The sequence below is a fragment of the Gordonia soli NBRC 108243 genome, assembly GCF_000334455.1.
GTDB classification, from domain to species: Bacteria; Actinomycetota; Actinomycetes; order Mycobacteriales; family Mycobacteriaceae; genus Gordonia; species Gordonia soli.
In genome coordinates this window covers 53,423-77,680 of record NZ_BANX01000026.1, presented here as the reverse complement: position 1 = coordinate 77,680, position 24,258 = coordinate 53,423, and the positions used below count along the sequence as shown (strand labels likewise).

Genomic DNA, 24,258 nt, shown 5'->3' with positions numbered 1-24,258 from the left:
ATCGATGCAGGCGAGCGTCCTTCATGTGGACGGCTCGCTGACGGTCGAGTCACGGGAGATACCCACCCCGGCGCCCGACGAGGTGTTGGTGCGTGTGGCGGCAGTCGGCGTGTGCGGATCGGACACCCACTACCTGCGCCACGGTCGGATCGGAGATCACGTGGTGACGGGGCCTATCGTGTTGGGCCACGAGGCATCGGGTCGCGTCGTGGCGGTCGGCTCAGCGGTCGGGGGGGACCGGATCGGCGAGCGGGTGTCGATCGAGCCGCAGACGCCGGACCCGACCAGTCGTGAGTCGCGACGCGGCGACTACAACCTGTGCCCGAGCATGCGCTTCTACGGAACGCCGCCGATCGACGGTGCGCTGGCCGAGTTCGTGACCATCGGCGCCTCCTTCGCCCATCCGGTGCCCGAACATGTGTCCGACGAGGCCGCAGCGCTCATGGAACCGCTGTCCGTCGCGATCGCATCGATCCGCAAGGCCGGGGTCGGGATGGGAGAGTCGATCCTCATCACGGGCGCCGGTCCGATCGGGCTGCTCTGCGCTCAGGTGGCGCGGGCGGCCGGCCTCACGCGCATCATCGTGGTCGAGCCGGGTGTGCAACGTCGTTCGGCTGCACTGCGGTTCGGCGCGACGGAGGTGGCCGTATCGGTCGCCGACTCCGACGCCGGCCAGACGGCGGTGGACGCCTTCGTCGACGCCAGTGGCGCTCCGCCCGCGGTCCTCGACGGCATCTCCGCGGTCCGGCCCGGTGGCCGTGTGGTGCTCGTCGGCATGGGCGCCGACACCATGGAATTGCCGGTCTCGCTGATCCAGAACCGCGAGCTCGTCCTCACCGGCGTGTTCCGCTACGCGAACACCTGGCCCACGGCGATCGAGTTGGTCGCTACCGGAAAGGTCGATCTCGACGATCTGGTCACCTCGCATCACGGGATCGCCGATGTGCGTGCCGGGTTGGACGCCGATCGGATTCCGAGCAGCATCAAGGCCGTGGTGCATCCCGGGATCGACACCGTCGAACCGGCCGCCCGACCCTCATCCTGACCGCCGCGACCCATCCGATCCGAGAGGAGTGCACACCGTGACGTCCGCGCACGAGCTGAACACCGCAGAGTTGCCGAAGATCTCCACCGTGCCGACACCGGGATACGACCGGAGCGCGGTCCGCACCGGCATCGTGCACTTCGGTGTCGGCGGCTTCCACCGCGCCCACCAGGCGATCTACCTCGACCGGCTGTTGTCGGCCGACGAGTCGGCGAGTCGGTGGGGATTGTGCGGAGTCGGTGTGCGCCCGGCCGATGCAGCCATGCGTGACGCACTGGTCCCGCAGGACGGTCTGTACACGGTTACCACGAAGCATCCCGACGGCGAGATAGACACCGCGGTCGTCGGTTCCATCGTCGAATATCTCTTCGCACCTGATGATCCCGAGGCGGTGATCGAGAAGCTGGCTCATCCGGACACCGAGATCGTCTCGCTGACGGTGACCGAGGGGGGATACAACTTCGCACCCTCCACCGGTCTCTTCGACGCCGAGAACCCCGATGTGGTCGCCGATCTCCGGCCGGACTCGGTGCCGATCACGGTCTTCGGCTTCGTCGTGGAAGCACTTCGTCGCCGCCGGGATCGTGGACTCCCGTCGTTCACCGTCATGTCGTGCGACAACATCCAGGGCAACGGGGAAGTCGCGGCGGCCACCTTCGGCGCGTTCGCCCGGCTGAAGGATCCGCAACTGGCGGACTGGATCGCCGAGCAGACCCGTTTCCCGAACTCGATGGTCGACCGGATCACTCCTGCGACGCCGTCGACCCTGCGTGCCGAGGTCGTCGAGCGCACGGATGTCGACGACCGTTGGCCCGTGGTCGCCGAGCCGTTCATCCAATGGGTGCTGGAGGATTCGTTCTCCACGGGGCGGCCTGCCCTGGAACGGGTCGGCGTACAGGTGGTCGACGATGTGACACCGTACGAACTGATGAAGCTACGGCTGTTGAACGCCGGCCATCAGGCGCTCTGCTATTTCGGATACCTGCTCGGTTATCGCTATGTGCACGACGCCGCAACGGATCCGGCCATCCAAGCACTGCTTCGTCGCTACTGGGCGCAGGAGGGACGGCCCACCCTGCATCCCGTTCCCGGCATCGATCTCGACGACTACACCGAGACACTGCTCGAACGCTTCGGGAACCCTTCGATCGCCGACACCATCGCGCGCCTGTGCCAGGACGCGTCCGATCGCATACCCAAGTGGTTGGTCCCGGTCATCCGTGAACGGCTCGATGCCGGCGGCGAGGTCGAGTTGGCGGCGGCCGTCGTGGCGAGCTGGACCCGGTACTCCGAAGGGGTTGACGAGCAGGGCGAGCCGATCACCGTCGTCGATCCGCTCGCCGATAAACTGGTGGAGCGCGCCCGGGCGTCGCGGACCGAGCCCCATGCCTTCATCGACGACCCGGCCCTGTTCGGCGATCTCGCCGAGCGGGACGGATTCGTCGTGCCATACCTGCGCGCACTCGATTCGCTGCGCGCCAAGGGAGCACGGGCGACGCTGACGGATCTGCTCGGATGACCCTGGTGGCCGGCGTCGACTCCTCGACGCAGTCGTGCAAGGTCGTGATCTGCGATGCCGACGACGGGCGGGTGATCCGCACAGGAAACGCCGCCCATTCCTCGGGTACCGAGATCCATCCCGACAACTGGTGGGACGCACTCCGGTCGGCCGTCGCGGCTGCGGGTGGCCTCGATGATGTCGCCGCCGTGTCGGTGGCCGGCCAACAACACGGCATGGTCACGCTCGATGAGCGCGGCGATGTGGTCCGCCCGGCGCTGCTCTGGAACGACACCCGATCCGCAGATGCCGCGGCAGATCTGGTCGACGAGTTCGGTGGCGCGCAGGCATGGGCGGACGACGTCGGAGTCGTTCCGGTGGCCTCCATCACCGCGACGAAGCTGCGCTGGCTCGCCGACAACGAACCCGACCACGCCGACGCCACCGCCGCGGTGTGCCTGCCACACGACTGGCTGACCTGGCGGTTGTCCGGGTCGACCGACATCGCCGACCTCGTCACCGATCGCAGTGACGCGTCGGGGACGGGCTACTTCTCCGCTGCCGCAGGCGACTACCGTCCCGACATCGTCGAGCTCGCGTTCCGTGGGCGTCGTCCCGATCTGCCGCGCGTGCTCGGTCCCGCGACGTCGGCGGGGACGACTCCCGGAGGGATCGTGCTCGGGCCCGGGGCGGGAGACAACGCCGCCGCGGCGCTCGGCGTGCACGCGAGCGCCGGAGACGCAGTGGTGTCGCTCGGGACGTCGGGGGTCGTCAGTGCCGTCACCGACACCGTGCCCCGCGATGCGACGGGACTGGTGGCCGGCTTCGCCGACGCCACCGGGCGGCACCTTCCCCTGGTGTGCACGCTCAACGGCGCACCCGTGCTGGCGGCGACCGCGTCGACGCTCGGTGTGGACCTCGACGAGTTCGCGCGACTCGCGCTGTCGGTGAGACCGGGTGCCGACGGGCTCACCATGGTGCCGTACCTGGCCGGCGAACGATCGCCGAATCTACCCGACGCCACCGGTGCCCTGCATGGCATCACTGCTGCGAATCTCGATGCAGCACACGTGGCCCGGGCTGCCACCGAGGGATTGTTGTGCTCGCTGGTCTTCTGCATCGACCAGATCGTCGGGCAGGGCGTCGACGTCGATCGCATCGTCCTCGTCGGTGGTGGAGCGCGATCGGAGGCGGTGCGCGAGATCGCGCCGGCCCTGTTCGGTCGTAGCGTCGTGGTGCCGGATCCGGGCGAGTACGTCGCGCTCGGTGCGGCTCGCCAGGCCGCCTGGACGTTGACCGGCTCCCTCCCGGAGTGGGAGCGCGGTCGTGCCGAGCGACCGGTGGGTGCAGCCACTCCGGCGGTCTACGAGCAGTACCTCCGGGCTGCCGACCTCATCGTCGCACGACCCACGACATCCAGTATCGATACGACCGGAGGTGGCCGATGACCGATCCCGACGGACCTGTGTACGCGCTCAACCTGTTCGACCTCGCCGACAACCAGGACTATCGGGCCTACGCTCGGCGGTCTGTCGCGGAGGTGACGGCTCACGGCGGAAAAGTCGTGTCGCTGGGCCGTTTCCGGCGATCCGAGACCGGGGATGTCGAACCCCGGCAGGTGATGGTGCTGGTGGAGTGGGAGTCCATCGAGGCCTTCGAGAGTTACCGCGACGACCCGGCTCTCGCGGACCTGCATCCCCTGCGGGAGAACGGGACGACCGGCTACATCTGGCATCTCTTCGACAAGCTGTCCGATCTGCGGCCGGTGTTGAACGTGCCGGCCGTCGACGATCGGACCTGACCGCACGAAAGGATGCGGGGGGCCATTGCGCACGGTGAGACGAATGGTTAGATTCGTCTCATGACCGCCGCGCTGCAACCCCGCCGATCGGATCATCCGCGCCGTCATCGGGCAGCGGAGAGTCGCGGCCGGTCGATCGGGCGGGCGCTCAGGCTGTACATGCGGCTGCGCGAGCCGACCGCCGCCGAACTCGATGCCGTGGGTCGGCGCCTGCTCACCCGCGACGAGACGGCAGCGGCCCTGGTACGGGCCATGCGATTGCCCGCAGGTACCGACGGTCGGGTGACGATGCGACAGTTCGAGCACGCGTTGGCGGGCGCGATGCCGGAGACTGCACCGGCTGCTCTGCGCGAGTTCTTCCGACACGTGGAGGACACCCCCGACTGGGTGGACCGGGAGCTGTGCGAGAGGGGCGCCGGAGTGTACCGGCGGTTGGGGCAGAACGCGAACGACGTCCTGCTGCAGCTCTCGCTGATCGGCGGCTACCGTTTCGGCGGCCCCGCCGACCTGCTCGTCGCGACCGGTGGTCTCACCGGGTCGACGGCGATGCGTCGTCTGGGAGAGACCCAGACCTGGGGGATCGCCGTCGGCCGGCCTGGTGGGATGGAGCGGTCGGGGGAAGGGTGGCGACTCACGGTCCATGTACGCCTCATGCATGCGCTCGTCAACGAGTCGTTCGAACGCAACGGGCGCTGGGACCACGAACACTGGGGTCTACCCATCAACCAGTCCGACCTCGCCGCGACGCTCAGTCTCTTCAGCGGCACGCTCCTCATGGGGGTCCGCGCTTTGGGTGTACCGGTGTCGCAGGAGGATTCGCGCGCCATGATGCACCTGTGGAAGTACGTCGGATGGTTGATCGGGGTCGACGACGACTGGCTGTTCGATGCCGAACGCGACCAGCACCAGCTGAGCTACGCGATCCTGTTGTCGCAGAGTGACGTCACGCCGGCGGGTGCAGCGCTGACAACTGCCATCGTGGAAGCCCAGCGCGACCTCCATTACCGATGGCTCCCGGGACCTGCGGCACGATACTCACGGCTGCGACTGCTCAGCATGCTGCAGGCATTTCTCGGGCTCCGCGGGATGCGCGATCTCGGTCAGCGACCCGCCATCCCATGGGCCGTCGGTGTCGCCTGGATCCGGAACACGTTGAACCATCGAATCATCGGGCGCGCACCGTTCGGTGAGCGATATCTCGAGTTCCTCGGGCGCCGGGCCAGTGACCGTGCACGATTCCGACACTTCGGGACTACCGCCGCCGAGATCGGTCGCCTCGACGGTCGCTGACCATCGTCGACGATCAGCCGCGGGGTCGGCAGAGCTGAGCTCGGCGCGGATCGGCCTCGTCCACCACAGCCCCAGGCAGAGAGCGACACCCCACCCCAGGAACAGTGGATCCCACACCGCCGCATGCCCGATGGTTGCCGCGGCATCGTAGTCGGTCGGGCGGGCGAGGACTCCGAGCGCGAGCATCGATGCGGTGACGGTGTTGAGCAGGCCCCACGCGACGAGCACTGCCGCGCCGGACCACGCGCCCGATCGCCAGATCCGACCTCCGGGGCGCGCCTGTGACAGCCACACCGGTGCGATCGCGGCGACGATCTTCGCGATCCCGATGCCGATCACTGCTCCCGGGTGGGTGTCGGCGACCTCCGCGATCGCGCCGACCGTGGTCAGGCCGACGTGTCCGCCGAGGCCCCAGTAGACACTCCATGCCCCGTGGACGATCCCGGCAAGAGCGGCGATGCCCAACGCGGTACGGGCGTGCGCCGACGGTGAGGACGTGATCATCCGATCAGCATGGGCGGCAGAGGAGTCCGCCCACATCCGGGACATCACCCATGTCGCCCCGGGACTCGTCGCCAGGCGTCAGCGATGCAGGACGATCAGTGCGGTCTCCCGAGCTTGCCGGGGACCGGGCTGAGTGGAACCTCGAGGCCGTCATAGATTCCCGGTTCGGCCACGGCCAGCCACGGGATCGCGTTCACCAGGCGCCCCACCGCGGTCGCATTGCCGCCGCCGGCACGGTTCCCGGCATCGTCGGTGGCCTCGACGGTGATCTCGATGCGTGGCAGCCCTTCGATGATGACCCGATGGGCACCGTCGCCCCCGTCGGCAGGGGTGGGCCAGTCAGCGGCGCAGAACGCATGGATCCGGGTCACGTGTTCGATCACGATCAGCGGATCGCCGCCGACGATGCCCTGGACCTCGAATCGGATCGCGCCCTGGGTGCCCGCCTCGAAGAGGCCCATGGACGCGGTACTCACATCCGCCTCCAGTGGCCGACGTTCCAGCGTCTCCCGGATCTCGTCGAGCTCCACGCCGAGCGCTCGGGCGATCAGGCGGACCTGACCTCCCCAGACCATCGACGGGACACCTGCCGCGACCATCGGGGGCTCATAGTCCATCGGTTGGCCCATTCCCACGAGGTAACGAACCGAGTCGGGTTGGTCGTAAGTCGTGTAGTCGAAGATCTCCTGGCATCGGATCCCGTCGATCCGGGACCCCAGACCGCTGGCGAGCGCCGGCAGGATGTCGTTGCCCCAACCGGGGTCGATACCCGAGACGAACAGCGAACCACCGCCGCGCGCGACGGCGTCGAGCACCGGGTCGCGGACCTCGGGAGGTGCCGACCGGTGGTCGTACAGCGCATAGAGCGACGGAGTCACGACGATTGCGCCTGCGGCGACGGCCCGCACGATGTCCGCGAGGGCGTCGTCGGGCCGGATGTCGCCGGACGCTGCGTAGACGACTGCATCGGCATCAGCGAGCACATCGTCGATGCGGTCGACGGCGGCGACGCCCAGGTCCACGTCCAGCCCGGCGAGGGCACCTGCGTCGCGGCCGACCTTCTCCGGATTGTGGACGACCACCGCCGACAATTCGAGCGCGGGGTGGGTGTTGACCGCGTGGATCGCCGCCTGCCCCACGTTCCCGGTTCCCCAGACGACCGTGCGTTGTGTACCGACCATCGCGTCAGGATAGGGAAGCGGCGGTCGGAGGGCGGAGGTGTTCGCAGAACCCACTCGAACACAACTCATCCTGATACCGAGCGCCGCGCCACGGCCCACCGCTGCACGGGACCGATGTGCCATTTGTCCGATGAGTTCCGGTGGCGGGCCCGGTCTGTCCTTCGAGACCCGATGACCAGGAGAGGTACGAGATGAGCGAGACCACGGTCAGCAAGCACGGCGACACCATCGCCTTCGACCGCCACGGGGATGGCGAGGGCCCGACCGTGGTGTTCGTCGCAGGGGCGGGTCCATGGCGCGAGATCGATCCGACCACCTCCGAGACCGCTCGACTACTCGCCGCCCGGGGGATCAACGCACTGGTCCACGACCGGGTCGGGCGCGGTGAGAGTTTCACCTCCGGACCGATCTCGCTCGAGCGTGAAGTGGCCGCACTCGATGCATTGCTCTTGGAAGCGGGCGGACGGGGAGTTCTTTGTGGTCACTCGTCGGGATGCTCGATCGCGTTGTACGCCGCCGTCACGGGCCTCCCGGTCTCGGGGCTCGCACTGTGGGAGGCTCCGCTGGCGCCACCTGGGAGCGGAGGCCGGGAGTGGGCGGACGAGATCCAGGCATGTCTCGCGACGGACCGCCTCGAGGAGGCGTTGCGTCGCTACATGGTCGACATGCCCGATCAGATCCTCGAGATCGTGTTGTCCACACCCGCAATGATCGACCAGGCGGGCAGTCTCGCCGCGGATGCGGAGTCGCTGGCGTGGGCCGAGTCGGCCCCGCATGCTGATCTGTTCGGAGACCTGACGATTCCTGTCGCGGCCTACATCGGCTCCTCGACGTACGACGTCATGCGGCCCGCGGCCGAGTCGATCGCCGCAGCCGTGCCCGGTGCCGAATGGCACATCGTCGACGGTGCCGAGCACTCCTGGGATCCGGCGGCGATGGCCGATGAACTCGAGGTACTCGTGCGTCGCGCAGGAGTCGTCCGGGCACAACTGAACTCGGGAGCATCAGGTTCGGACTCGCCCGGTTCGGGTGGGCGGCAAGCGACGAGGAGCGCCGGCGGGCCCTCGGAGAGAAGGGCCCGCCGGCGGTGGTACCGCGGTGGTGATCGCGCTAAGCGCGCTGGGATATCACTTCACCTCGGACCGGAGAATCCGGATCACGCCCAGCGTCAATGGGATTGCGATCCAGATGATGCCGGAGACGGCCAACCGGGCCCACTCGCCACCGGTGGCCCATTCACTGGCCTGGAAGGGGATGTTGGTCGCAGTCGTGTCGATCCAGCCACCGATGTTGTCCTTGAACCAGGGCACGAGCTGGGTGACCAGTGACAACGCACTCGGGAGCGCGAAGTAGGCGACGATCGCACCGGGAGTGTTCAGGATCAGTGCTGCGAAGCCGAATCCGAGCAGCAGTCCGAAACCCTGGAGCACGAAGGCGTTCACGACGCCGGCCGCGGTGAAGCTCCACGACCCGGCGGGGTCCCCGTAGGCGATGCCGGCGATCAGGGTCGCCACCGCACCCAACACGAGCGTCACGCCGATCGCGGCGACACCTGCGGCCAGCGCCGCTGCCAATTTGGCGATGATGACGCGTTGCCGCCGCGGTTCCAGTGAGAACGTGGTCAGTGCGGTCCGCTGGCTCCACTCGCCGGTGACGAGCAGGATGGCCAGCACCGGCAGGATGATCGACACCGGGATGCCCATGATCCCGAAGAAGTGACCGAAGGTCAGGTCCTCGGGGGAGTTCCGTGAGGCGATGAGCAGCACGACGGCGACGACCGCGGTGATCACACCCACCGAAGCGGTCAGCCAGAAGCCGGCCCGGGTGTCGACGAGCTTGCGGATCTCGACCCGGAGCAGGCGGGAGAGCGGGATGTGCGGTCGATCGAGCTCGACCACAGGTGATTCGAGCAGGGTGGTCATCAGAGGGCTCCTTGGGGGGTGGGTTGTTCGCGCTGGGTGTCGGCGGTGAGCTGGAGGAACATCTCCTCGAGCTGGGCGCCGTCGCCAGTGCGCAGTTCGATGAGAGCGACGCCTGCGGCGGCCGCGGCTCGTCCGACCTCTTCGGGTGTCGCGTCGGTGGTGAAGCCGCCGTCGGGGACCGCCTGGGTTCGGATGTCGGCGCGCCGGAGAGCGTCGAACAGCGCGACGTCGTCGAGCGAACGGACACGGGTGCCCGCGCCGGCCAGCAGCGAATCCTTGGTGCCCGCGGTGACGATCCGGCCCTGTCCGATCACGAGGATCTCGTCGGCGATGATCTCGATCTCGTGGAGCAGGTGCGACGACAGCAACACGGTTCCGCCGCGATTGGCATAGTCACGCAACAGGCTTCGCATCCAGTGGATACCCGCCGGGTCGAGGCCGTTGGCGGGCTCGTCGAGGATGAGGATGCGCGGATCACCGATCAGCGCGTTCGCGATGCCGAGCCGCTGTCGCATGCCGAGCGAATAGTTGCGGACGCGTCGTCCCGCCTCCTTCGGCGAGAGGCTGACGAGGTCGAGCATCTCGTCGACCCGACGCCGCGGGAGACCCATGGTCAGCGCGCTGAGGGTCAGGATCTCGGCGCCGGTGCGGCCCGCGTGCTGTGCGGAAGCGTCGAGCAGGACCCCCACCTCGGTGCCCGGGTTGGGGATGTCGGTGTAGGCGACACCGCCGACCGTCGCGCTACCGGAGGTGGCCGGGGTGAGTCCGGCGATGATCCGCATTGTGGTGGATTTGCCGGCGCCGTTCGGTCCGAGGAAGCCGGTGACCTGACCGGGCTTGCACACGAACGAGACGTCGTCGACCGCGACATGGTCGCCATAACGCTTGGTCAGGTTCTGGACGGTGATCATGCAATCATCCTGCTGCGCGGGCACAGTCCGACACATCACCCGGCGGGCTGACTTTGCATCAGCCGAAAGTCGTAGTCGGGTCGAGCCGCAGGTCGGGGGAAACCCCGACCTTCCGACGATACGGTGATCAGGTGCAGCCCGAGGACTATCAGCCACCGCTCACGTGGTGGAGCCACGTCTGGCGGTTGGTGGTCATGCTGGCGATCAGTGGGATCTCCTGGGGCACTCGTATCGACTACCAATGGGATCATGCACGATGGTGGTTCTTCACCGACCTCGCGCTCGGACTCGTCACCTACGCCGCCATCTGGTGGCGCCGCAGTCATCCGGTCGCGCTGGCGACCCTGACCAACCTCACCAGCATCGTGTCGGCCAGTTCGGGCGGTCCGGCCGCGCTCGCGATGGTGTCGTTGTCCACACGCAGACGCTGGGGCGAGATCCTCCCACAGGTCGTCCTCGGTGCCCTGTGCAGCGTGCTCGCCGAACAGTTCTTCCGCACGCCGCAGGAGTCGGAACCGATGTTGGTGCGGTACAGCGTGGTGATCGCGACGATCGGCATCACCGTGTCCTGGGGAATGTATGTCGGCTCGCGCCGCGAGTTGCTGGCCAGTTGGCGCGCCCGTGCGATGGCGTCCGAAGCAGAGCAGCAGGCGAAGGTCCGGGAGGCCAAATCGCTGGAACGCGCACGGATTGCACGGGAGATGCACGATGTTCTCGCACACCGCATCTCGGCGGTCAGCATGTACGCCGGAGCGCTGGCCTACCGGGATGATCTGACACCGGCCCAATTGCGGGAGACGGCGACCACCATCCAGGAGAACGCGCACCTCGCCCTCACCGAGCTGCGTGAGGTCCTCGGTGTTCTTCGGGAAGGGCCCGGGGACGCCGACCCAGAGCGACCGCAACTGGGCGTCGGTGATCTCGACGCACTCATCGAGGAATCCCGGCAGACCGGCGTCCGCGTGGAACTGGTGCGGTCGGTCGATCTGGCCGCGGTGACGCCGACCATCGGGCGCACGCTCTACCGCTGCGTTCAGGAAGCCCTGACCAACGCGCGCAAGCATGCTCCGGGTACCACAGTGTCGGTCCGGATCACCGGTGGGCCGGAGCAGGGGATCGACCTACTGGTGGAGAACCCGTTGCCGGTCGGCGGCCACCGGGCGTCGTTCCCGGTATCCGGACTCGGACTCGTCGGCCTGGCCGAGCGCGTCGCTCTCAACGGCGGCCGTCAGTCCTACACGCGCACCGACGATCGTCGGTTCGTGTTGCACGTCTGGCTACCGTGGCAGTCATGACCGCGCGCATCATGATCGTCGACGACGACCCGCTCGTCCGTGCCGGGTTGTCGCTGCTGCTGGGCGGTGACCCCGATCTCGACGTGGTCGCGGAGGCGGGCGACGGCAGGCAGGCGCTGGACCTCCACCGTGCGACACCGGTCGACATGGTGCTGATGGATCTGCGGATGCCGGTGATGGACGGGATCGCTGCGACCACCGAGTTCAAACGGCTCGAATCCGCACCAGCGGTGATCGTGCTGACGACCTTCGACGCCGACGACTACGTCGTGCGTGCGCTGGCGGTGGGCGCCGATGGGTTCTTGGTGAAGGACACCCCACCCGCCGACATCGTCGCGGCGATCAAGAACGTCCTCGCAGGCAACCCGGCCCTGAGCCCGTCGATCACGGCGACACTCATCAAACAGGTCGTGCAGCAGACCGGCGGCGGACGCACGGTCGATGCCGACGATCTCGTGGCGACGCTCACCGAACGTGAGCGCGAGGTCGCGATCGCGTTGGCGCACGGCGCATCCAACGCAGAGATCGCGGCGCAGCTCTACATGGGACTGGCCACGGTGAAGGCACACATCTCGCACATCTTCACCAAACTCGGTGTCGCGAACCGGGTCCAGGTGGCGATCCGGATGCACGACGCCGGCCTCGTGTAGCGGTCGGTGTCAAGGCCGATACAGCCCGGTGCCGGTGATCAGCGGAAGGTCCAGTGTGGTCCGGATCCCGGCTGGTGCATACACGACGGCCGGTATCGCGTTGACGATGCGGCCCGCCGCCGCGACGATCGCCGCGTGGTTGTGGTCGCCGCGTGTGCTGGTGGGGCAGATGTCGACGGCGTAGTTCGGCTCGCCGACGATCTCCACGCGATACGAACCACCCGCTTGCGCGGGGCGCGCCCAGTCCGGGCGCAGATCGTCGCGCAGTCGCGTGACGTGCTCGACGACGATCACCGGTGCGCCGTCGACGAGCCCGGTGATCTCGAAGCGCACGGCTGCCCGGGTGCCCTCGTCGATGTGCCCGGCCGCGATGTCGAACGGCTCCGGTGCGGGCTCGTCCTCCCAGTGCTCGACGATCTCGTCGACCGTGACGCCGAGGCCGGCCGCGAGCTGCCGAATCGTGGTTGCCCAGGCGAGTCCCAGAACTCCGGGTAGGAACAGCAGGGGCACGTCGTCGAGTGCCTTGCCGAAGCCCATGACGTCGAACATGACCTCGGCGCCGTCATACGTGGCGTAGTCGGCGATCTCGAGGCACCTGATCTGACTGATGTGCTGACATGTCGATGCAAAGGCGAGGGGGATGAGATCGTTGGCGAAGCCCGGGTCGACGCCGGTGACGAAGATGCTCGCGTCGCCGTCGGCGGCAACCTTCTCGAGTTTGTCGATCGCCTTGTCGGGCAGCACACCCCACGGGAACTGGAGAGAACCGGGCGCCGAACCGACCACGTCGATACCGGCGGCCAGGATGCGGCGACAGTCGTCGAAGGCCTCGATCGGCCGGGTGTCGCCCATCGCGCAGTAGACGACGCAGTCGGGTCGGGACGCGATTGCCGCGTCGAGATCGTCAGTGGCCGCGATGCCTGTCGTGGCGTCGGTGCCGGCGAGCTCACCGGCGTCGCGGCCCACCTTCTCCGGCGTCGAGACGACCACGGCCGTCAGCTCGAATCGAGGATCCTCGATCAGCTGGGTCAACGCGAGCCGGCCGACGTTCCCCGTACCGACGTGTGCGACGCGGAGCGCCATTCCCATACCTCCTCCGGGTCCGCCGGACCAGGGCGACGTGAACACCTGTCCGGACTTCTGTCCATGCCAGTAGACCACGGCAAACGCCATTCCGGTAGAACGTGTTCTCATTTGTTGGAAGCCGATGTACTGTGCTCGCCATGGGACGAGTGGACGGCAAGGTCGCGGTGATATCCGGCGGTGCGCGCGGCATGGGCGAGGCTCACGCGCGACTCCTGGTCGCTGAGGGCGCGAAGGTCGTGATCGGCGACATCCTGGACGCGGAGGGTGCGGCGCTGGCCGAGGAGATCGGCGATGCTGCACGGTTCGTGCATCTCGACGTGACGTCGCCGGAGGAGTGGCGAACCGCCGTCTCGACGGCCGTGGACCAGTTCGGCCACGTAGACGTCCTCGTGAACAACGCGGGCATCGTCAACGGCAGCACCATCCAGGACTTCCGCCTCGACAAGTGGCAGCAGATCATCGACGTCAACCTGACCGGGACGTTCCTGGGCATCCAAGCGGTGGCCGACGCGATGATCGCCGCCGGTGGTGGTTCGATCATCAACGTGTCGTCGATCGAGGGGATCCGCGGAACTCCGTGGGCGCACGGCTATGTCGCTTCGAAGTGGGCGGTGCGGGGACTGTCCAAGTCGGTGGCGGTGGAGCTGGCACCGCACAACGTCCGGGTCAATTCGATCCATCCGGGTCTCATCCGAACGCCCATGACCGAGGGAATCCCCGAGGACATGATCACCATCCCGCTGGGGCGGGCCGCGGAGTCGTCGGAGGTGGCGAATTTCGTGCTGTTCCTGGCCAGCGACGAGTCGTCGTATGCGACTGGCTCGGAGTTCGTGATGGACGGCGGGACGACCGCGGGCGTGCCGCACAAGTAGGCGGCCTGCGCGTGGCCCGCGGGCGTGCGTGCGGTCCACGACGGGTCCACGGCGGGTCCACGATGGCGAGCGGCCGTGTTTCCGTCGGCCCGGGATGGGTAGATTCGTTCGGGAGCACGACAGACCGAGTACCCGACGCGGGGAGACACGACGTGGCCAGAGTGGCAGTGGGCATCGAATCCGATCTCGATCCGGCAGCGGCGTGGAAACTGGCCTCCGACCTGTCCCGGTTCGGTGAGTGGATGACGATCTTCGGCGGCTGGCGGAGTCCGGTTCCCGATCAGATCCGACAGGGCACCAAGGTCTCCTCACTCATCACGGTCAAGGGCTTCCGCAACGTGATCCATTGGACCGTCACCGAATACGACGAGCCGAATCGGATCGCCTTGGCCGGCAGCGGGCGCGGTGGAGTACGAATCGACATCGCCATGAAGGTCGGCCGGGCCGGCGACGGTGGTTCGCATTTCGACCTCACCGCCGACCTCTCGGGCGGTCTCCTCAACGGACCCATCGGCCGGCTCGTGGCCAAGGTGCTGGAGTCCGATGTGCGCAAGTCGATCTCCAACCTCGCCGCGTTGCGCTGACCGGTCGTACTGGACCGAGGTCTCATCCGTCGTCGGCAACGTCGACTCGCGCCGCGGCGGCCACCGCACGACCCGATCCTTCGGCATCGAAGACGGCCCGCTGCCGTATCGCGCCGTTCCCCTCTGATCCCGAGCGGTGCAGAGACCGTTCCACCTCCAACAGTTCGCCGAGGTGATCGAGGGCGTGTGACACCCGGTCGACAAAGGTGTGCAGGTGATCCTGCGCCTCCACCAACCGTCCGGTGACGACGTCGACTGCGCTGCCGCTCAACCCGTCGTGGGCGGCACGCCAGTACGCGGCCGACAGCACGGTGGGGTCGACGTCGTCGGGGACACGGTCGGCGCGCAGTTCAGCGGTCGCGGTCATGACCGCCGCCCGAGCCAGCGATGCCAATGTCTGGGTCTCGGCGGCGCGGCCTTGGACGTCGCCGACCCTGATCTCGATGGTGGGCAGGTGATCCGATGGTCGGACGTCCCAATAGATCATGTGCTCGTCGAGTACCGCACCGGTGTCGACGAGAGTTCGCCTGATCTCCGCCAGATGCTCGACGGAGCGCAGGTACGGAGGAGGACCGCCCGCCGGCCATCGCGACCACAGCACCGAGCGCCAGCTCGCATACCCGGTGTCGGCGTCGCGATGGATCGCTGAGTTGGCCGACAACGCGAGCAGGATCGGCAGCCACGGGCGGAGCCAGTTGCACACGCCCAGCGCAGTGGTCTGATCGGGGACACCGACGTGGACGTGACAGCCGCTGATGCCCTGCTCGTGGGCGAGCATGCCGAAACGCTCCGCGATGCGCCGGTAGCGATCGCCGTCGGTGATCGGGAACGAATCGGGCACCGTCGGTGGAACGCCGGCCGCGATCAGGTCGATGGCCACGTCGTCTGCACTCGCCGACAGCAGGCCGCGCAACCGACGCAGGTGTCCTCCGACGTCGTCGATGGACGTCAGGGTCGGGGTGGCGATCTCGACCTGGCACGACGTCAGCTCCAGGTCCAACTCGAGTCCACGCCGTGCGGCGGCCTCCGCGACGTCGCGATTGCGGCCCACGGGGTGCCCGGAGACCCGGTCGACCAGAACGAACTCCTCCTCGACCCCGATCGTCGGTACCTCGCGGTCCCGGAGGCCGCCGATGTGAGCGATCATGAAGACGAGTGCCCGCCAGGCACGCCCGACAAACGCACCCGCATCGAACCGGCGGGTGTTGTCCCCGAGCCCGGACAACGCGACAATTGCTCGACCATGGCCACTGCTGATTTCGACGAGATCGCCGACGAGCTCTACGGGCTCGACCCGCCGGAGTTCGTGCCGTCGCGCACTGCGCGTGCCCGTGATGCGAAGGCCGCGGGCGACACCGACCTCGCGAAGGCGGTCAAAAAATTGCGCAAGCCGACCCAGTCGGCCTGGATGGTGAACCTGCTCGCACGTCGTCGACCCGACGAGATCGCCGAACTGCTGGATCTCGGTGCTGCGATCCTGTCGGCCCAGCGACGGGCCTCCGCCGAGGCGTTGCGCGAGTTGTCGACACAACGGCAGCGGGTGATCGGAGCCTTGGCCGACATCGCCGCCGATCTGGCGCATGAGCGCGGTACGACCCCTTCGCCTGCTGCCGTGCGAGACGTCGCGGCGTCGTTGCGCGCCGCGATCGCCGATCCCGACGTCGGCGAAGCAGTCAGACGTGGTCGGATGGTGACCGCGGTCGAGTACAGCGGGTTGGGTCCACCCGGGCTCGTCGCCGTCGGTAGCGCCGATGCCCCGACTCGCGGTCGTCGACGGTCGGAGTCGACCGGGTCGGGTGCCGACGGGACCGACTCCCGTACCGGATCTCCCGGCGCAGACGACGCAGATGACACCGGCACCGAAGTCGACGATGAGCGGGCTGCTGCCGAGCGACGACGGGAAGCCCTGATCACGGCCGCTCAGACCGCGGTCGACGATGCATCCTCTGCGTCCGAAGCAGCCGCCGATCGTCTGACGGAGGCGGAGGCCAGGGTCACCGAGCTCCACGCCGAGATCGAACCGATGCGGGCGAAGCTGGCTCAGCTCGACGAAGAGCTGCGATTCGCGCGACGATCGGCGAAGACCGCCGAGACCGAGAGTCGAGACGCCGCACGCGAACGCGACCGTGCACGCACCGAACTCACGCGGTTGCGGGAGTCGACCGACTGACACATCTCATGACAGCGCTCGCGCGCGGACGATTCACGACTGCACCGTTCAGCCCGACGTCTGCCGCGAGCGGGGGTAGTGCTCGGCCGCCCATCCCGATCCGGCGCCGTGGATGACCACGCTGCCGATCACCACGGCGGCCATGGCGTACAGCGTCTGGTCGCCAGGCGCGTCGTCGAGTGCGTTGTAGGCCAGCAGTCCGAAGACGATCGAGGCAGTACCTCGAGGACCGAGCAGACCGATCATCACGCGGTCCCGACGAGCGAAGTCGGTACCGATCAGCGAGAGGTACACCGGCACCATCCGCAGGACCGTGAGTGCCGCCAGCGCGAACACGATCAGGCGCCAGTCGAGACCCATCGAACCGAGCATGACCACCGCGGAGCCGAAGACGAACCACATCGCGAGGCTGGTGAGGATGCTGACATCGTCGACGAGACTCAGTTCGGGCTCACTCGGCGGCGTCGAGCGGGCCGCGCGATAGGCGAGTCCACAGATGAACGCCGCGACGAATCCGTTGCCCTCCACCGACAGCGCCACCGAATAGCTGAGCAGCGGGATGAGCACGAGACTCATCCGTATCGAGGCAGGCGTGGTGAGGCCGGCCGCGGTGCACTTACCGGTGAGCCACGCGGTTGCGAGGCCGATCGGTGCCCCGATCACGACCGCATAGCCCGCTGCGGGCAGTGCCGCTCCCAGCGCGTCCAACGGGGTGTCGTGCTGGTTGTCGCCCGCCAGTGCCAGCGCGAAGATGAAGACAGGCGCGATGATGCCGTCGTTGTAGCCGCTCTCCACGTTCAACAGATGTCGGACGCGACCGGGGATGCGCTCGTCGCGCACGATCGCGGCGGCCGGCGCGAAGTCGGTGGGGATGACGATGCAGGCGATCACCAGGATCACCGCCAACGAGATCCCCGGCAGCAGCACTGCTCCCACGCCGACCGCGGCCAGGATCGACAACGGTAGTCCGATGAGCAGGAGGCGGAGAACCGGCCCGCGTTCACCGCCGAAGTACCCGCCCTTCACCTCCATTGCGTCGACGAACAACAAGAGCGCCAGGATCAGCTCGACGATCCGTTCGGCGACAACCGTGTTGAGCGTGCGACCGATCTCGTCGGTGGTGGTGAAGCCGATCGCCACCCCCGCAGCGACCATCAACAACGGGCCGGTGATCCGCCATCGGGTCAACCGTCCCGCCAGCAGCGTCCAGACCACCATCACCAGCAGGCCGATGAGAACGGACGCGATCACGTGTTCGGCCTCCTGCTCGACGACGTTGCCTCGTGAGCATATTGCGATCAGTGCACGCCTGCGGCCTCTCGCGCAGGCGCGTCGTCCGACTCGTCCGCCCATCGCAGGGCCCGGAAGTCGCGACTGAAGTCCACGCCCCGCATCTGGGCGATGAACTGGCTCGCGAAGCCGGGGAACATCGTCGCGTTGAATCCGTCGTCGGTGAGATACCAACTACGACAGCCGGAGTTCCACGTCGTACGCCGTAGGCGCCGCTGGATGTCGGCGTTGTAGCGACGTTGTGCCGGCTCGTGGACGTCGAGGGCCTTGATCCCGCGGTCGAGGACGACCCGGACCGCGGCGACGATCGTGTCGATCTGCGCTTCCATGTAGACCAGCGCGGAGTTGTGGCCGGGACCGGAGTTGGGGCCGAAGGTGAAGTACATGTTGGGGAATCCGGACACCGCGAAGCTCTTGTACGCGAATGCGCCTCGAGACCACTCGGATCCGAGGTCTCGACCGTCGCGGCCGGTGATCGGGATCGGGGCACCTTGTTTGGACACCTCGAACCCGGTCGCGAACACGATGCAGTCCAGGTGGCGTTCGATGCCCTCCACCGTGCGCACCCCGGACGGGCAGATCTTCGCGATCGGCCACGTCACCAACGAGCAGTTGTCACCCTGCAGCGCAGGGTAGTAGTCGCTGCTCATCAGGAGTCGTTTGCAGCCGGCGCGGAAGTCGGGGGTCAGCTGTCGGCGCATCCACGGGTCGGAGACCTGGGCACGGAGGTTGAGTTTCGCCGCCATCTCGATCAGACGGGTGGCCGGTGAGGTCCAGACGGCGCCGACCGCCACCGACTCGTGGCCCCAGAACCAGGCCGCCCGCGCGAGTTGTTGGGCACCCGGGACCCGGCGGTAGATGGAGGTCGTCGTGGCCCCCACCTCACGGTCGAGCCGGGGGAGTACCCAGCCGGGGGTTCGTTGGAAGACGGTCACCGCGGCTGCCTCCCGCACCAGTTCCGGGACGATCTGTACCGCACTCGCCCCGGTACCGATGACGCCCACACGTTTGCCCGCGAAGTCGTAGTCGTGGTCCCACGCCGCCGAGTGGATCCGCTTCCCCTCGTAGGTGTCGATCCCGGGGATGTCGGGGTAGCCGGGTGTGGACAGCGGGCCGGATGCCATCACGACGGTGCGGGCGACCATCGGTGCGCGCCCGGTGATGTCGATGCGCCAGGTCCCGGTCGGTTCGTCGAACTCGAGGCCGGTCACCTCGTGGTCGAACCGGATGACTTCGGCCAGCCGATGGTCGGCGACCATGGCGTCGATGTAGCCGAGTATCTCTTCGCTCCGTGAATAGGTGTGCGACCAATCGGGTTTCGGAGCGAACGAGTAGGAGTAGAGACGCGACGGGATGTCGCAGGCCGCGCCGGGATAGGTGTTGTCCCGCCAGGTCCCGCCGACCCGTGTGCCGCGCTCGAGGATCACCAGATCGTCGACGCCCGACTGGCGTAGCCGGATCGCGGTCCCGATGCCCGCGAAGCCGGCACCGATGATGACGGTCGAGACCACCCGGTCGGCGACGGAGGCAGCCCCCGAGGTGTCGGTGACGGGATCGGCGGTGGAGTCGCCCGCGGTCACGCGATCGCCTCGTACGTCAATTCTTTGGACCACGTCGGCTGCGCGCGCAGCAGACGCCGCGGATACCGATCGGTGAGGGTCACCATCGCATCCGCGAACAGGTGGTACGGGCTGGAACGGTCGATCACCCAGCCGGCATGGACTTTGAGCACCTGGTAGGTGAGGATTCGTCGGCCGGCTCCTCGTTCTCCATTGCGCTTGAAGCGCTTCATCGCCTCGTAGAGCCGCTCCTCCTGCAGACCCATCGCCACGATGTTGTCGCGCATCTTGTTCAACAGCGGCACATACATCAGCGCACCGATGAGCACACCGGGCGAGACGACCGACCCCACCGACTCGATGACGAGCTTGCGTAGCTTCGCCTGGCCCAACATGTCCAGGGCGTGGAAATCGACTGCCAGGTGGCGGGACTCGTCGGAGTTGATCTTGCGGAATGCCTCGTGACACACCGGGTCGTGGACCTCTTCGAGGAGGAATTTGAGCAGCGCGCCGTCGAGCGCGACCTCCAGCATCGGGATCACCGTGCCCAACACCGACAACGACATCCGGTCGGCGAAGGTGTCGAGCCATTCGATGGCGAGTCGGATGTTGATGTTGGGTTCGGGCACCTCGTCGTCGGCAAGCATGCCCCACCGCCGCATCAACGCGAGTTCGGCGTTGGCATGTTTCTGCTCCTCGGCGTGGAAGTAGCGGTAGATCTCTGCCAGCGTCTCGTCCGGTGCCTTCTTCGCGAGCGCCGCGAATCCGCGTGCGCCGACGTTCTCGATCCACACGAGATCGGCCATGAAGGCCTTCAGCTTCGGCCGCTGTTCGTCGGTGATCATCTCGGCTCCCGGCGCATCCCAATCGATGTCGGCGAGCGCCCACTGGCGGTCCTTGATCGTCTGCAGCATGTCCTCGAGCACGATGGCCATGGTGTACCTCCTCGATGTGTCGTCGTTCGTGGTTCAGCTGGTCCGCGCGGCGCTGCCCGCGTCGGCCGTCTCGGTCGTCGGTGACGTCGCCTGGGGGAGTAAGCGATTCAGCAGACCGGCACCGTAGGTGTAGGCGCCGGGCGCCAGCCGCTTGCCCAACCAGACCGCCTTGGCGTCGATCTGGGGCACCACGTGCAGTCGTCCGCGATCGTGGGCGTCGAGGGTGCGTCGGGCCACCCGGTCGGCGTCGGCACCTGTGTGACGCATCAGGTTCTGCGCCAGGTTCATCGCCTCGCCGGTGATCCGTCCGTCCGCGGCGACGTTGGTCTTGACGAAGGTCGGGCACAGGACCGTCACCGCGAGCTTCGTCCCTGCCAGCTCGGCCGAGATCGTCTCCGACAGCGCCAGAACGCCGGCCTTGCCGACGTTGTAGGCAGCCATCCCAGGGGCGGCGGCGAAGGCGGCCGCCGATGCCACGTTGATCAGTCCGCCGTATCCCGCCTCTCGTAACTGAGGGACGAAGACCTCGGAGCCGTAGACCATGCCCCAGAGGTTGATGCCGAGAGCCCACTGCCAATCGTCGACGCCGATCTCACCGACCGGGCGGCCCCCGATCCCCACACCCGCGTTGTTGATCATCAGCGTCGTCGGCCCACCGAAGTGCTCGCGGGCGAACGCACCGAGGCGATCGATGTCGTCGGTCTGGGAGACGTCGCAGAAGAAGGCCGTTGCGCGGCCCGCCGGCAACTGTCCGATCATCTCGACCGTCCCCGCTGCGCGGTCGACGTCGATGTCGGCGCAGATGACGTTGCCGCCGCGGCGGGCCAGTTCGAGAGCGAAGGCACGGCCGATGCCGCTGCCCGCGCCGGTGACCACGGCGTGTGCTCCTCTGGTTCGTCGGGACATTCAGGCACTCCTCTGTAGTGGGTCGGTGGAACCATGTCTGGCGATGAAGTCGACCGCCTCCGCGAGCGCCGGACGCGCTTCGGGGATCAGTGCGGGGAGCGCCTGGAACACGTGGATCTGACCGGGCCAGACCCGCAGCTCACAGACGCCGCCGGCGTCGGTGATGAGTCGGTGCGCGGCTTCGGCATCGGCGCGGAGCATCTCGCGGCCGCCCACTTGGATGAGGACCGGCGGGAGGTCGTGGCCGTGTTGGAGGGTGAGTCGTAGACGAGGCAGATCGTCCGCCTGGCCGCGGGTGTAATGCCGTACGAGTCGACCCGCGGCCTCGGCGGAGATCAGTGGATCCGGATGCGTCCGTTCGCGTTCGGCGGCGAGTCCGAGCGTGAGGTCGAGGAGCGGGGACATGAGGACGGCGGCCCGTGGTTGCCCGCGCCCGGTCCGGAGGTTCTCGCCCAGCAGATCCAGGATGAGATGGCCGCCGGCAGAATCGCCGACGACGAAGATGCGATCCGGCCGATGGCCGCTGGAGATCAGCCACTCATACGCGGCCGCGACGTCGTCGGCGGCCGCCGGGAACCGGTGTTCGGGGGCAAGTCGGTAGTCGACGGTGAACACCGGCATGCCGGTCTGTCGGGTCAGGCGGGCGACGAGGCCACGGTGCGTTGCGGGGGAGCAGATCGCGTATCCGCTGCCGTGGACGTACAGGATGACGTGCCCGTCGGCGGTGGCGAGCCGGCGCGTGTCCCCGCTACCTGCGCGCACCCATTCGCCACGGACGTGTGGGGTTCGGATCTTCTGAACGCGTACCCGACGCGGCGGCGGTGATCCCGCCAGCATCGAGACGGCGACCAGGCCGCGGGCGATCCCGACGCCGAACCGGTTCGCGGGCAGCGCTGTCGCGAGCGGACGTAGCCAGAGACGGGAAGTCGCCGCGACGAACTGTGACCTGCACGACACCGAAGGCATGTCACGACAACACCAGTAACTGTGCCATTTGTCAATGGCGCAAACAGTCGTGTCGTATGCTGACGCGACAAGGCCCTGATCATCCCGGGAAGAAGCTGATGCCACGACCCACGCAGACCAACCGCGCCGTGCTGGTGTCCGCGTTGGAGCGCGCGGTGCGCAGCCCGGCCCGCGTCGGACGACAGTCCCGCGAGGTCGAGGCGACCGTCACCCGCCTCGTCGACTCCGCCGTGCGCCAGGCACGCGGTGAGCGACCGCCGACCGAGTACCGGATCGACGAGCTGGCGCGGGCAGCAGGGACCACCACCCGCAACGTCCGCGCCTATCGAGAGCGCGGACTGCTTCCGCCGCCCCGGCGCGTCGGACGTCTCGCGTTGTACTCCGACGACCACCTCGGCCGATTGAAGCTCATCGGCTCGATGCTCGAGCGCGGGTACACGTCCGCCCACATCGACGAGATGCTGACCGCTCTGCGCGACGGCCGCCAGCTGTCCGACATCCTCGGTGTCGAGACCGAGGTCGCCGACGCCTGGGCAGACGGGACCCACCAGATGATCAGCCGGTCGGAGTTCACTGACGCCGGCTTCGGCCCGGCCGAACTGGCCCGACTCGCCGATCTCGGCCTGCTCGTCGACGACTCCGTTAACACTGCCGGCGGCCCCGAGGCCACCGGCGAGGTGCGGGTGCGCGCGCCGGAACTCGTCGAGCCGTTACTTGCTCTCGTCGATGGTGGTGTGCCGCCCTCGGCCGTGCTCGACATCGCCGAGCGCTTCGCGCCGGTTCTGACCGACCTGGGCCGCGCCGCGGTGCAGTCGGGTGTCGACCTCAGCGGTATCCCCGACGACCAGACCATCGGCGATGCCGACCTCGTGGGCCTGGTGACGGCCGTGCTCCGGCTCCGGGCGCTCGCCACCGCTGCGCTGAGCGTGACCATGCGTGCGGCGATCCGCGAAGTGCTCGACGCACATTCGCCTGACGACGCCGGCCACCGGTCCGACCCGGTCGATGAGTCTGTCGAGGTCACCGATGATCCGAACAGGGTCTCGACCGAGCGCGACGCCGCCTCGGGCTGAGACGCCGGGTCGGTCAGTGGTCAGTGCTGCAGGTCGGTCAGTGACTGCGGGCGCGGCGGGAACCGACCTCGGTGTCGGCAGCTTCGTCCCCGCGAGGCCACAGTGCCAGCGCGGCCACCAGGAATGCGATGGCACCGAAGAATGTCCCCGCGTTGTCCCAGAAGGGACTCAGCAGGTGACCGTCGGGATCGAGCGCGGCCCCGACCGCGGATACGCCGAAGAAGATCGAGCCGAGCATGTTCGCCACGCAGATCAGCCGCGACCGTCCGGCCAGCAGGTGGTGACGTCGTCGGCGAGCGACCGGATGCCACGCGATCCAGCTCGACACCAGGAACAACACCGAACCGATCGCGTCCGGACGCCAGATCGCTGAATAGTCGGGCTCCGACAGTGCCATCGACTGCACGACCGAGCGGATGGTCATGACGTTGAAGTAGACGGTTCCGACGAGCTGGACGATTGCACCGAGCCAGTCGGCGTCACGCAACGGATGACGTGGGTGATGGCCGATGGCCTCTGCCCACTGCACTCCCGCCGCTGCCGTGAACAGCACGGCACCGACTGCGTACACGACGCCGTTGGTCACGTTGTCGATCCGCGTCGTCGCCAACACGGCACCGGTGGCGAAGAGCACCGAACCGACCCCGAAGCCCGCCGACATCCATCGCAGCCGACGGACCTCGTGCGACACCATGGTGCACACCCTATGTCGCACAGCGT

At 67.8% G+C, this 24,258-nt stretch carries 22 protein-coding genes and 2 pseudogenes; 12 read left to right on the top strand and 12 right to left on the bottom strand.

Annotation, left to right across the window (positions count from 1 at the left end; translation table 11 throughout):
- The first annotated feature begins 4 nt into the window (after positions 1-4).
- Genes GS4_RS17320 through GS4_RS17300 form a run of 5 tightly spaced genes read left to right on the top strand, consistent with a single transcriptional unit; the run spans position 5 to position 5,634 of the window.
- The gene (locus GS4_RS17320; protein WP_040510915.1) at positions 5-1,045 is read left to right on the top strand and encodes an NAD(P)-dependent alcohol dehydrogenase; all 1,041 of its coding nucleotides are present in this window, start codon (positions 5-7) and stop codon (positions 1,043-1,045) included.
- Positions 1,046-1,082: 37 nt separating this feature from the next.
- A complete protein-coding gene (locus tag GS4_RS17315) occupies positions 1,083-2,564 on the top strand; it encodes a mannitol dehydrogenase family protein (protein WP_007622920.1) in 1,482 nt (493 codons plus the stop codon).
- Entirely contained in the window at positions 2,561-3,991 is a 1,431-nt protein-coding gene (gene xylB, locus GS4_RS17310) for a xylulokinase (RefSeq protein ID WP_007622918.1), read from the top strand. The genes GS4_RS17315 and xylB overlap by 4 nt, the downstream gene beginning before the upstream one ends.
- Positions 3,988-4,344, top strand: coding sequence for a DUF1330 domain-containing protein (locus GS4_RS17305; RefSeq protein ID WP_007622916.1), 357 nt, complete (start codon positions 3,988-3,990; stop codon positions 4,342-4,344). The genes xylB and GS4_RS17305 overlap by 4 nt, the downstream gene beginning before the upstream one ends.
- Positions 4,345-4,404: 60 nt before the next feature.
- Complete coding sequence (locus GS4_RS17300) at positions 4,405-5,634, top strand: oxygenase MpaB family protein (protein WP_007622915.1); 1,230 nt, start codon at positions 4,405-4,407, stop codon at positions 5,632-5,634.
- A 90-nt stretch (positions 5,635-5,724) separates the two neighbouring features.
- Here the strand turns inward: GS4_RS17300 and GS4_RS26010 are convergent.
- Both GS4_RS26010 and GS4_RS17290 read right to left on the bottom strand, forming a co-directional pair.
- Positions 5,725-6,138 (bottom strand): annotated as a pseudogene (locus GS4_RS26010) (DUF3995 domain-containing protein); the annotation flags it as partial.
- 95 nt (positions 6,139-6,233) lie between these two features.
- Positions 6,234-7,319, bottom strand: a complete 1,086-nt coding sequence (locus tag GS4_RS17290; protein WP_040510909.1) for an NAD(P)H-dependent amine dehydrogenase family protein — start codon at positions 7,317-7,319, stop codon at positions 6,234-6,236.
- A gap of 191 nt (positions 7,320-7,510) precedes the next feature.
- On the opposite strand from GS4_RS17290, the pseudogene GS4_RS25320 reads away from it, so the two are divergent.
- Positions 7,511-8,251 (top strand): annotated as a pseudogene (locus GS4_RS25320) (alpha/beta fold hydrolase); the annotation flags it as partial.
- Between the two features lie 195 nt (positions 8,252-8,446).
- Here the strand turns inward: GS4_RS25320 and GS4_RS17285 are convergent.
- A complete protein-coding gene (locus GS4_RS17285) occupies positions 8,447-9,241 on the bottom strand; it encodes an ABC transporter permease subunit (protein WP_007622911.1) in 795 nt (264 codons plus the stop codon).
- A complete protein-coding gene (locus GS4_RS17280; RefSeq protein ID WP_007622909.1) occupies positions 9,241-10,152 on the bottom strand; it encodes an ABC transporter ATP-binding protein in 912 nt (303 codons plus the stop codon). Before GS4_RS17280 ends, GS4_RS17285 begins: the two co-directional genes overlap by 1 nt.
- Before the next feature lie 131 nt (positions 10,153-10,283).
- Here GS4_RS17280 and GS4_RS17275 point away from each other — a divergent pair, with 131 nt between their 5' ends.
- The gene (locus tag GS4_RS17275) at positions 10,284-11,447 is read left to right on the top strand and encodes a sensor histidine kinase (protein WP_007622907.1); all 1,164 of its coding nucleotides are present in this window, start codon (positions 10,284-10,286) and stop codon (positions 11,445-11,447) included.
- The gene (locus GS4_RS17270; RefSeq protein WP_007622905.1) at positions 11,444-12,097 is read left to right on the top strand and encodes a response regulator; all 654 of its coding nucleotides are present in this window, start codon (positions 11,444-11,446) and stop codon (positions 12,095-12,097) included. Before GS4_RS17275 ends, GS4_RS17270 begins: the two co-directional genes overlap by 4 nt.
- Before the next feature lie 9 nt (positions 12,098-12,106).
- On the opposite strand, the gene GS4_RS17265 is transcribed toward GS4_RS17270, so the two are convergent.
- Positions 12,107-13,180 carry an NAD(P)H-dependent amine dehydrogenase family protein gene (locus GS4_RS17265; protein ID WP_007622903.1) on the bottom strand — a complete coding sequence of 358 codons (1,074 nt, stop codon included), beginning with the start codon at positions 13,178-13,180 and terminating at the stop codon, positions 12,107-12,109.
- 140 nt (positions 13,181-13,320) lie between these two features.
- Between GS4_RS17265 and GS4_RS17260 the strand changes: the two genes are divergently transcribed.
- Together GS4_RS17260 and GS4_RS17255 are read left to right on the top strand one after the other, a co-directional pair.
- On the top strand, positions 13,321-14,055 hold the full coding sequence (locus GS4_RS17260) for a glucose 1-dehydrogenase (protein ID WP_040510908.1): 735 nt from the start codon (positions 13,321-13,323) through the stop codon (positions 14,053-14,055).
- 152 nt (positions 14,056-14,207) lie between these two features.
- Entirely contained in the window at positions 14,208-14,639 is a 432-nt protein-coding gene (locus GS4_RS17255; protein WP_040510907.1) for a type II toxin-antitoxin system Rv0910 family toxin, read from the top strand.
- A gap of 22 nt (positions 14,640-14,661) precedes the next feature.
- Here GS4_RS17255 and GS4_RS17250 read toward each other — a convergent pair whose 3' ends face one another.
- Positions 14,662-15,786, bottom strand: a complete 1,125-nt coding sequence (locus GS4_RS17250) for a carboxylate-amine ligase (protein ID WP_007622897.1) — start codon at positions 15,784-15,786, stop codon at positions 14,662-14,664.
- A gap of 96 nt (positions 15,787-15,882) precedes the next feature.
- Between GS4_RS17250 and GS4_RS17245 the strand changes: the two genes are divergently transcribed.
- Entirely contained in the window at positions 15,883-16,809 is a 927-nt protein-coding gene (locus GS4_RS17245; RefSeq protein ID WP_007622895.1) for a hypothetical protein, read from the top strand.
- 48 nt (positions 16,810-16,857) lie between these two features.
- Here GS4_RS17245 and GS4_RS17240 read toward each other — a convergent pair whose 3' ends face one another.
- The 5 genes from GS4_RS17240 to GS4_RS17220 all read right to left on the bottom strand — a co-directional run bounded on the left by GS4_RS17240 (position 16,858) and on the right by GS4_RS17220 (position 22,465).
- On the bottom strand, positions 16,858-18,060 hold the full coding sequence (locus tag GS4_RS17240; RefSeq protein ID WP_007622893.1) for a cation:proton antiporter: 1,203 nt from the start codon (positions 18,058-18,060) through the stop codon (positions 16,858-16,860).
- Between the two features lie 47 nt (positions 18,061-18,107).
- The gene (locus GS4_RS17235) at positions 18,108-19,610 is read right to left on the bottom strand and encodes a flavin-containing monooxygenase (RefSeq protein ID WP_040510952.1); all 1,503 of its coding nucleotides are present in this window, start codon (positions 19,608-19,610) and stop codon (positions 18,108-18,110) included.
- A gap of 65 nt (positions 19,611-19,675) precedes the next feature.
- Positions 19,676-20,593: a hypothetical protein gene (locus GS4_RS17230; protein WP_007622883.1), complete on the bottom strand. Its 918-nt coding sequence runs from the start codon at positions 20,591-20,593 to the stop codon at positions 19,676-19,678.
- Positions 20,594-20,626: 33 nt separating this feature from the next.
- Positions 20,627-21,499: an SDR family NAD(P)-dependent oxidoreductase gene (locus GS4_RS17225; protein WP_007622880.1), complete on the bottom strand. Its 873-nt coding sequence runs from the start codon at positions 21,497-21,499 to the stop codon at positions 20,627-20,629.
- Entirely contained in the window at positions 21,500-22,465 is a 966-nt protein-coding gene (locus tag GS4_RS17220) for an alpha/beta hydrolase (protein ID WP_007622872.1), read from the bottom strand.
- A gap of 98 nt (positions 22,466-22,563) precedes the next feature.
- Between GS4_RS17220 and GS4_RS26005 the strand changes: the two genes are divergently transcribed.
- Entirely contained in the window at positions 22,564-23,538 is a 975-nt protein-coding gene (locus GS4_RS26005) for a MerR family transcriptional regulator (protein ID WP_007622870.1), read from the top strand.
- A gap of 37 nt (positions 23,539-23,575) precedes the next feature.
- Here GS4_RS26005 and GS4_RS24890 read toward each other — a convergent pair whose 3' ends face one another.
- Positions 23,576-24,232 carry a hypothetical protein gene (locus tag GS4_RS24890; protein ID WP_007622868.1) on the bottom strand — a complete coding sequence of 219 codons (657 nt, stop codon included), beginning with the start codon at positions 24,230-24,232 and terminating at the stop codon, positions 23,576-23,578.
- Positions 24,233-24,258: the final 26 nt, after the last annotated feature.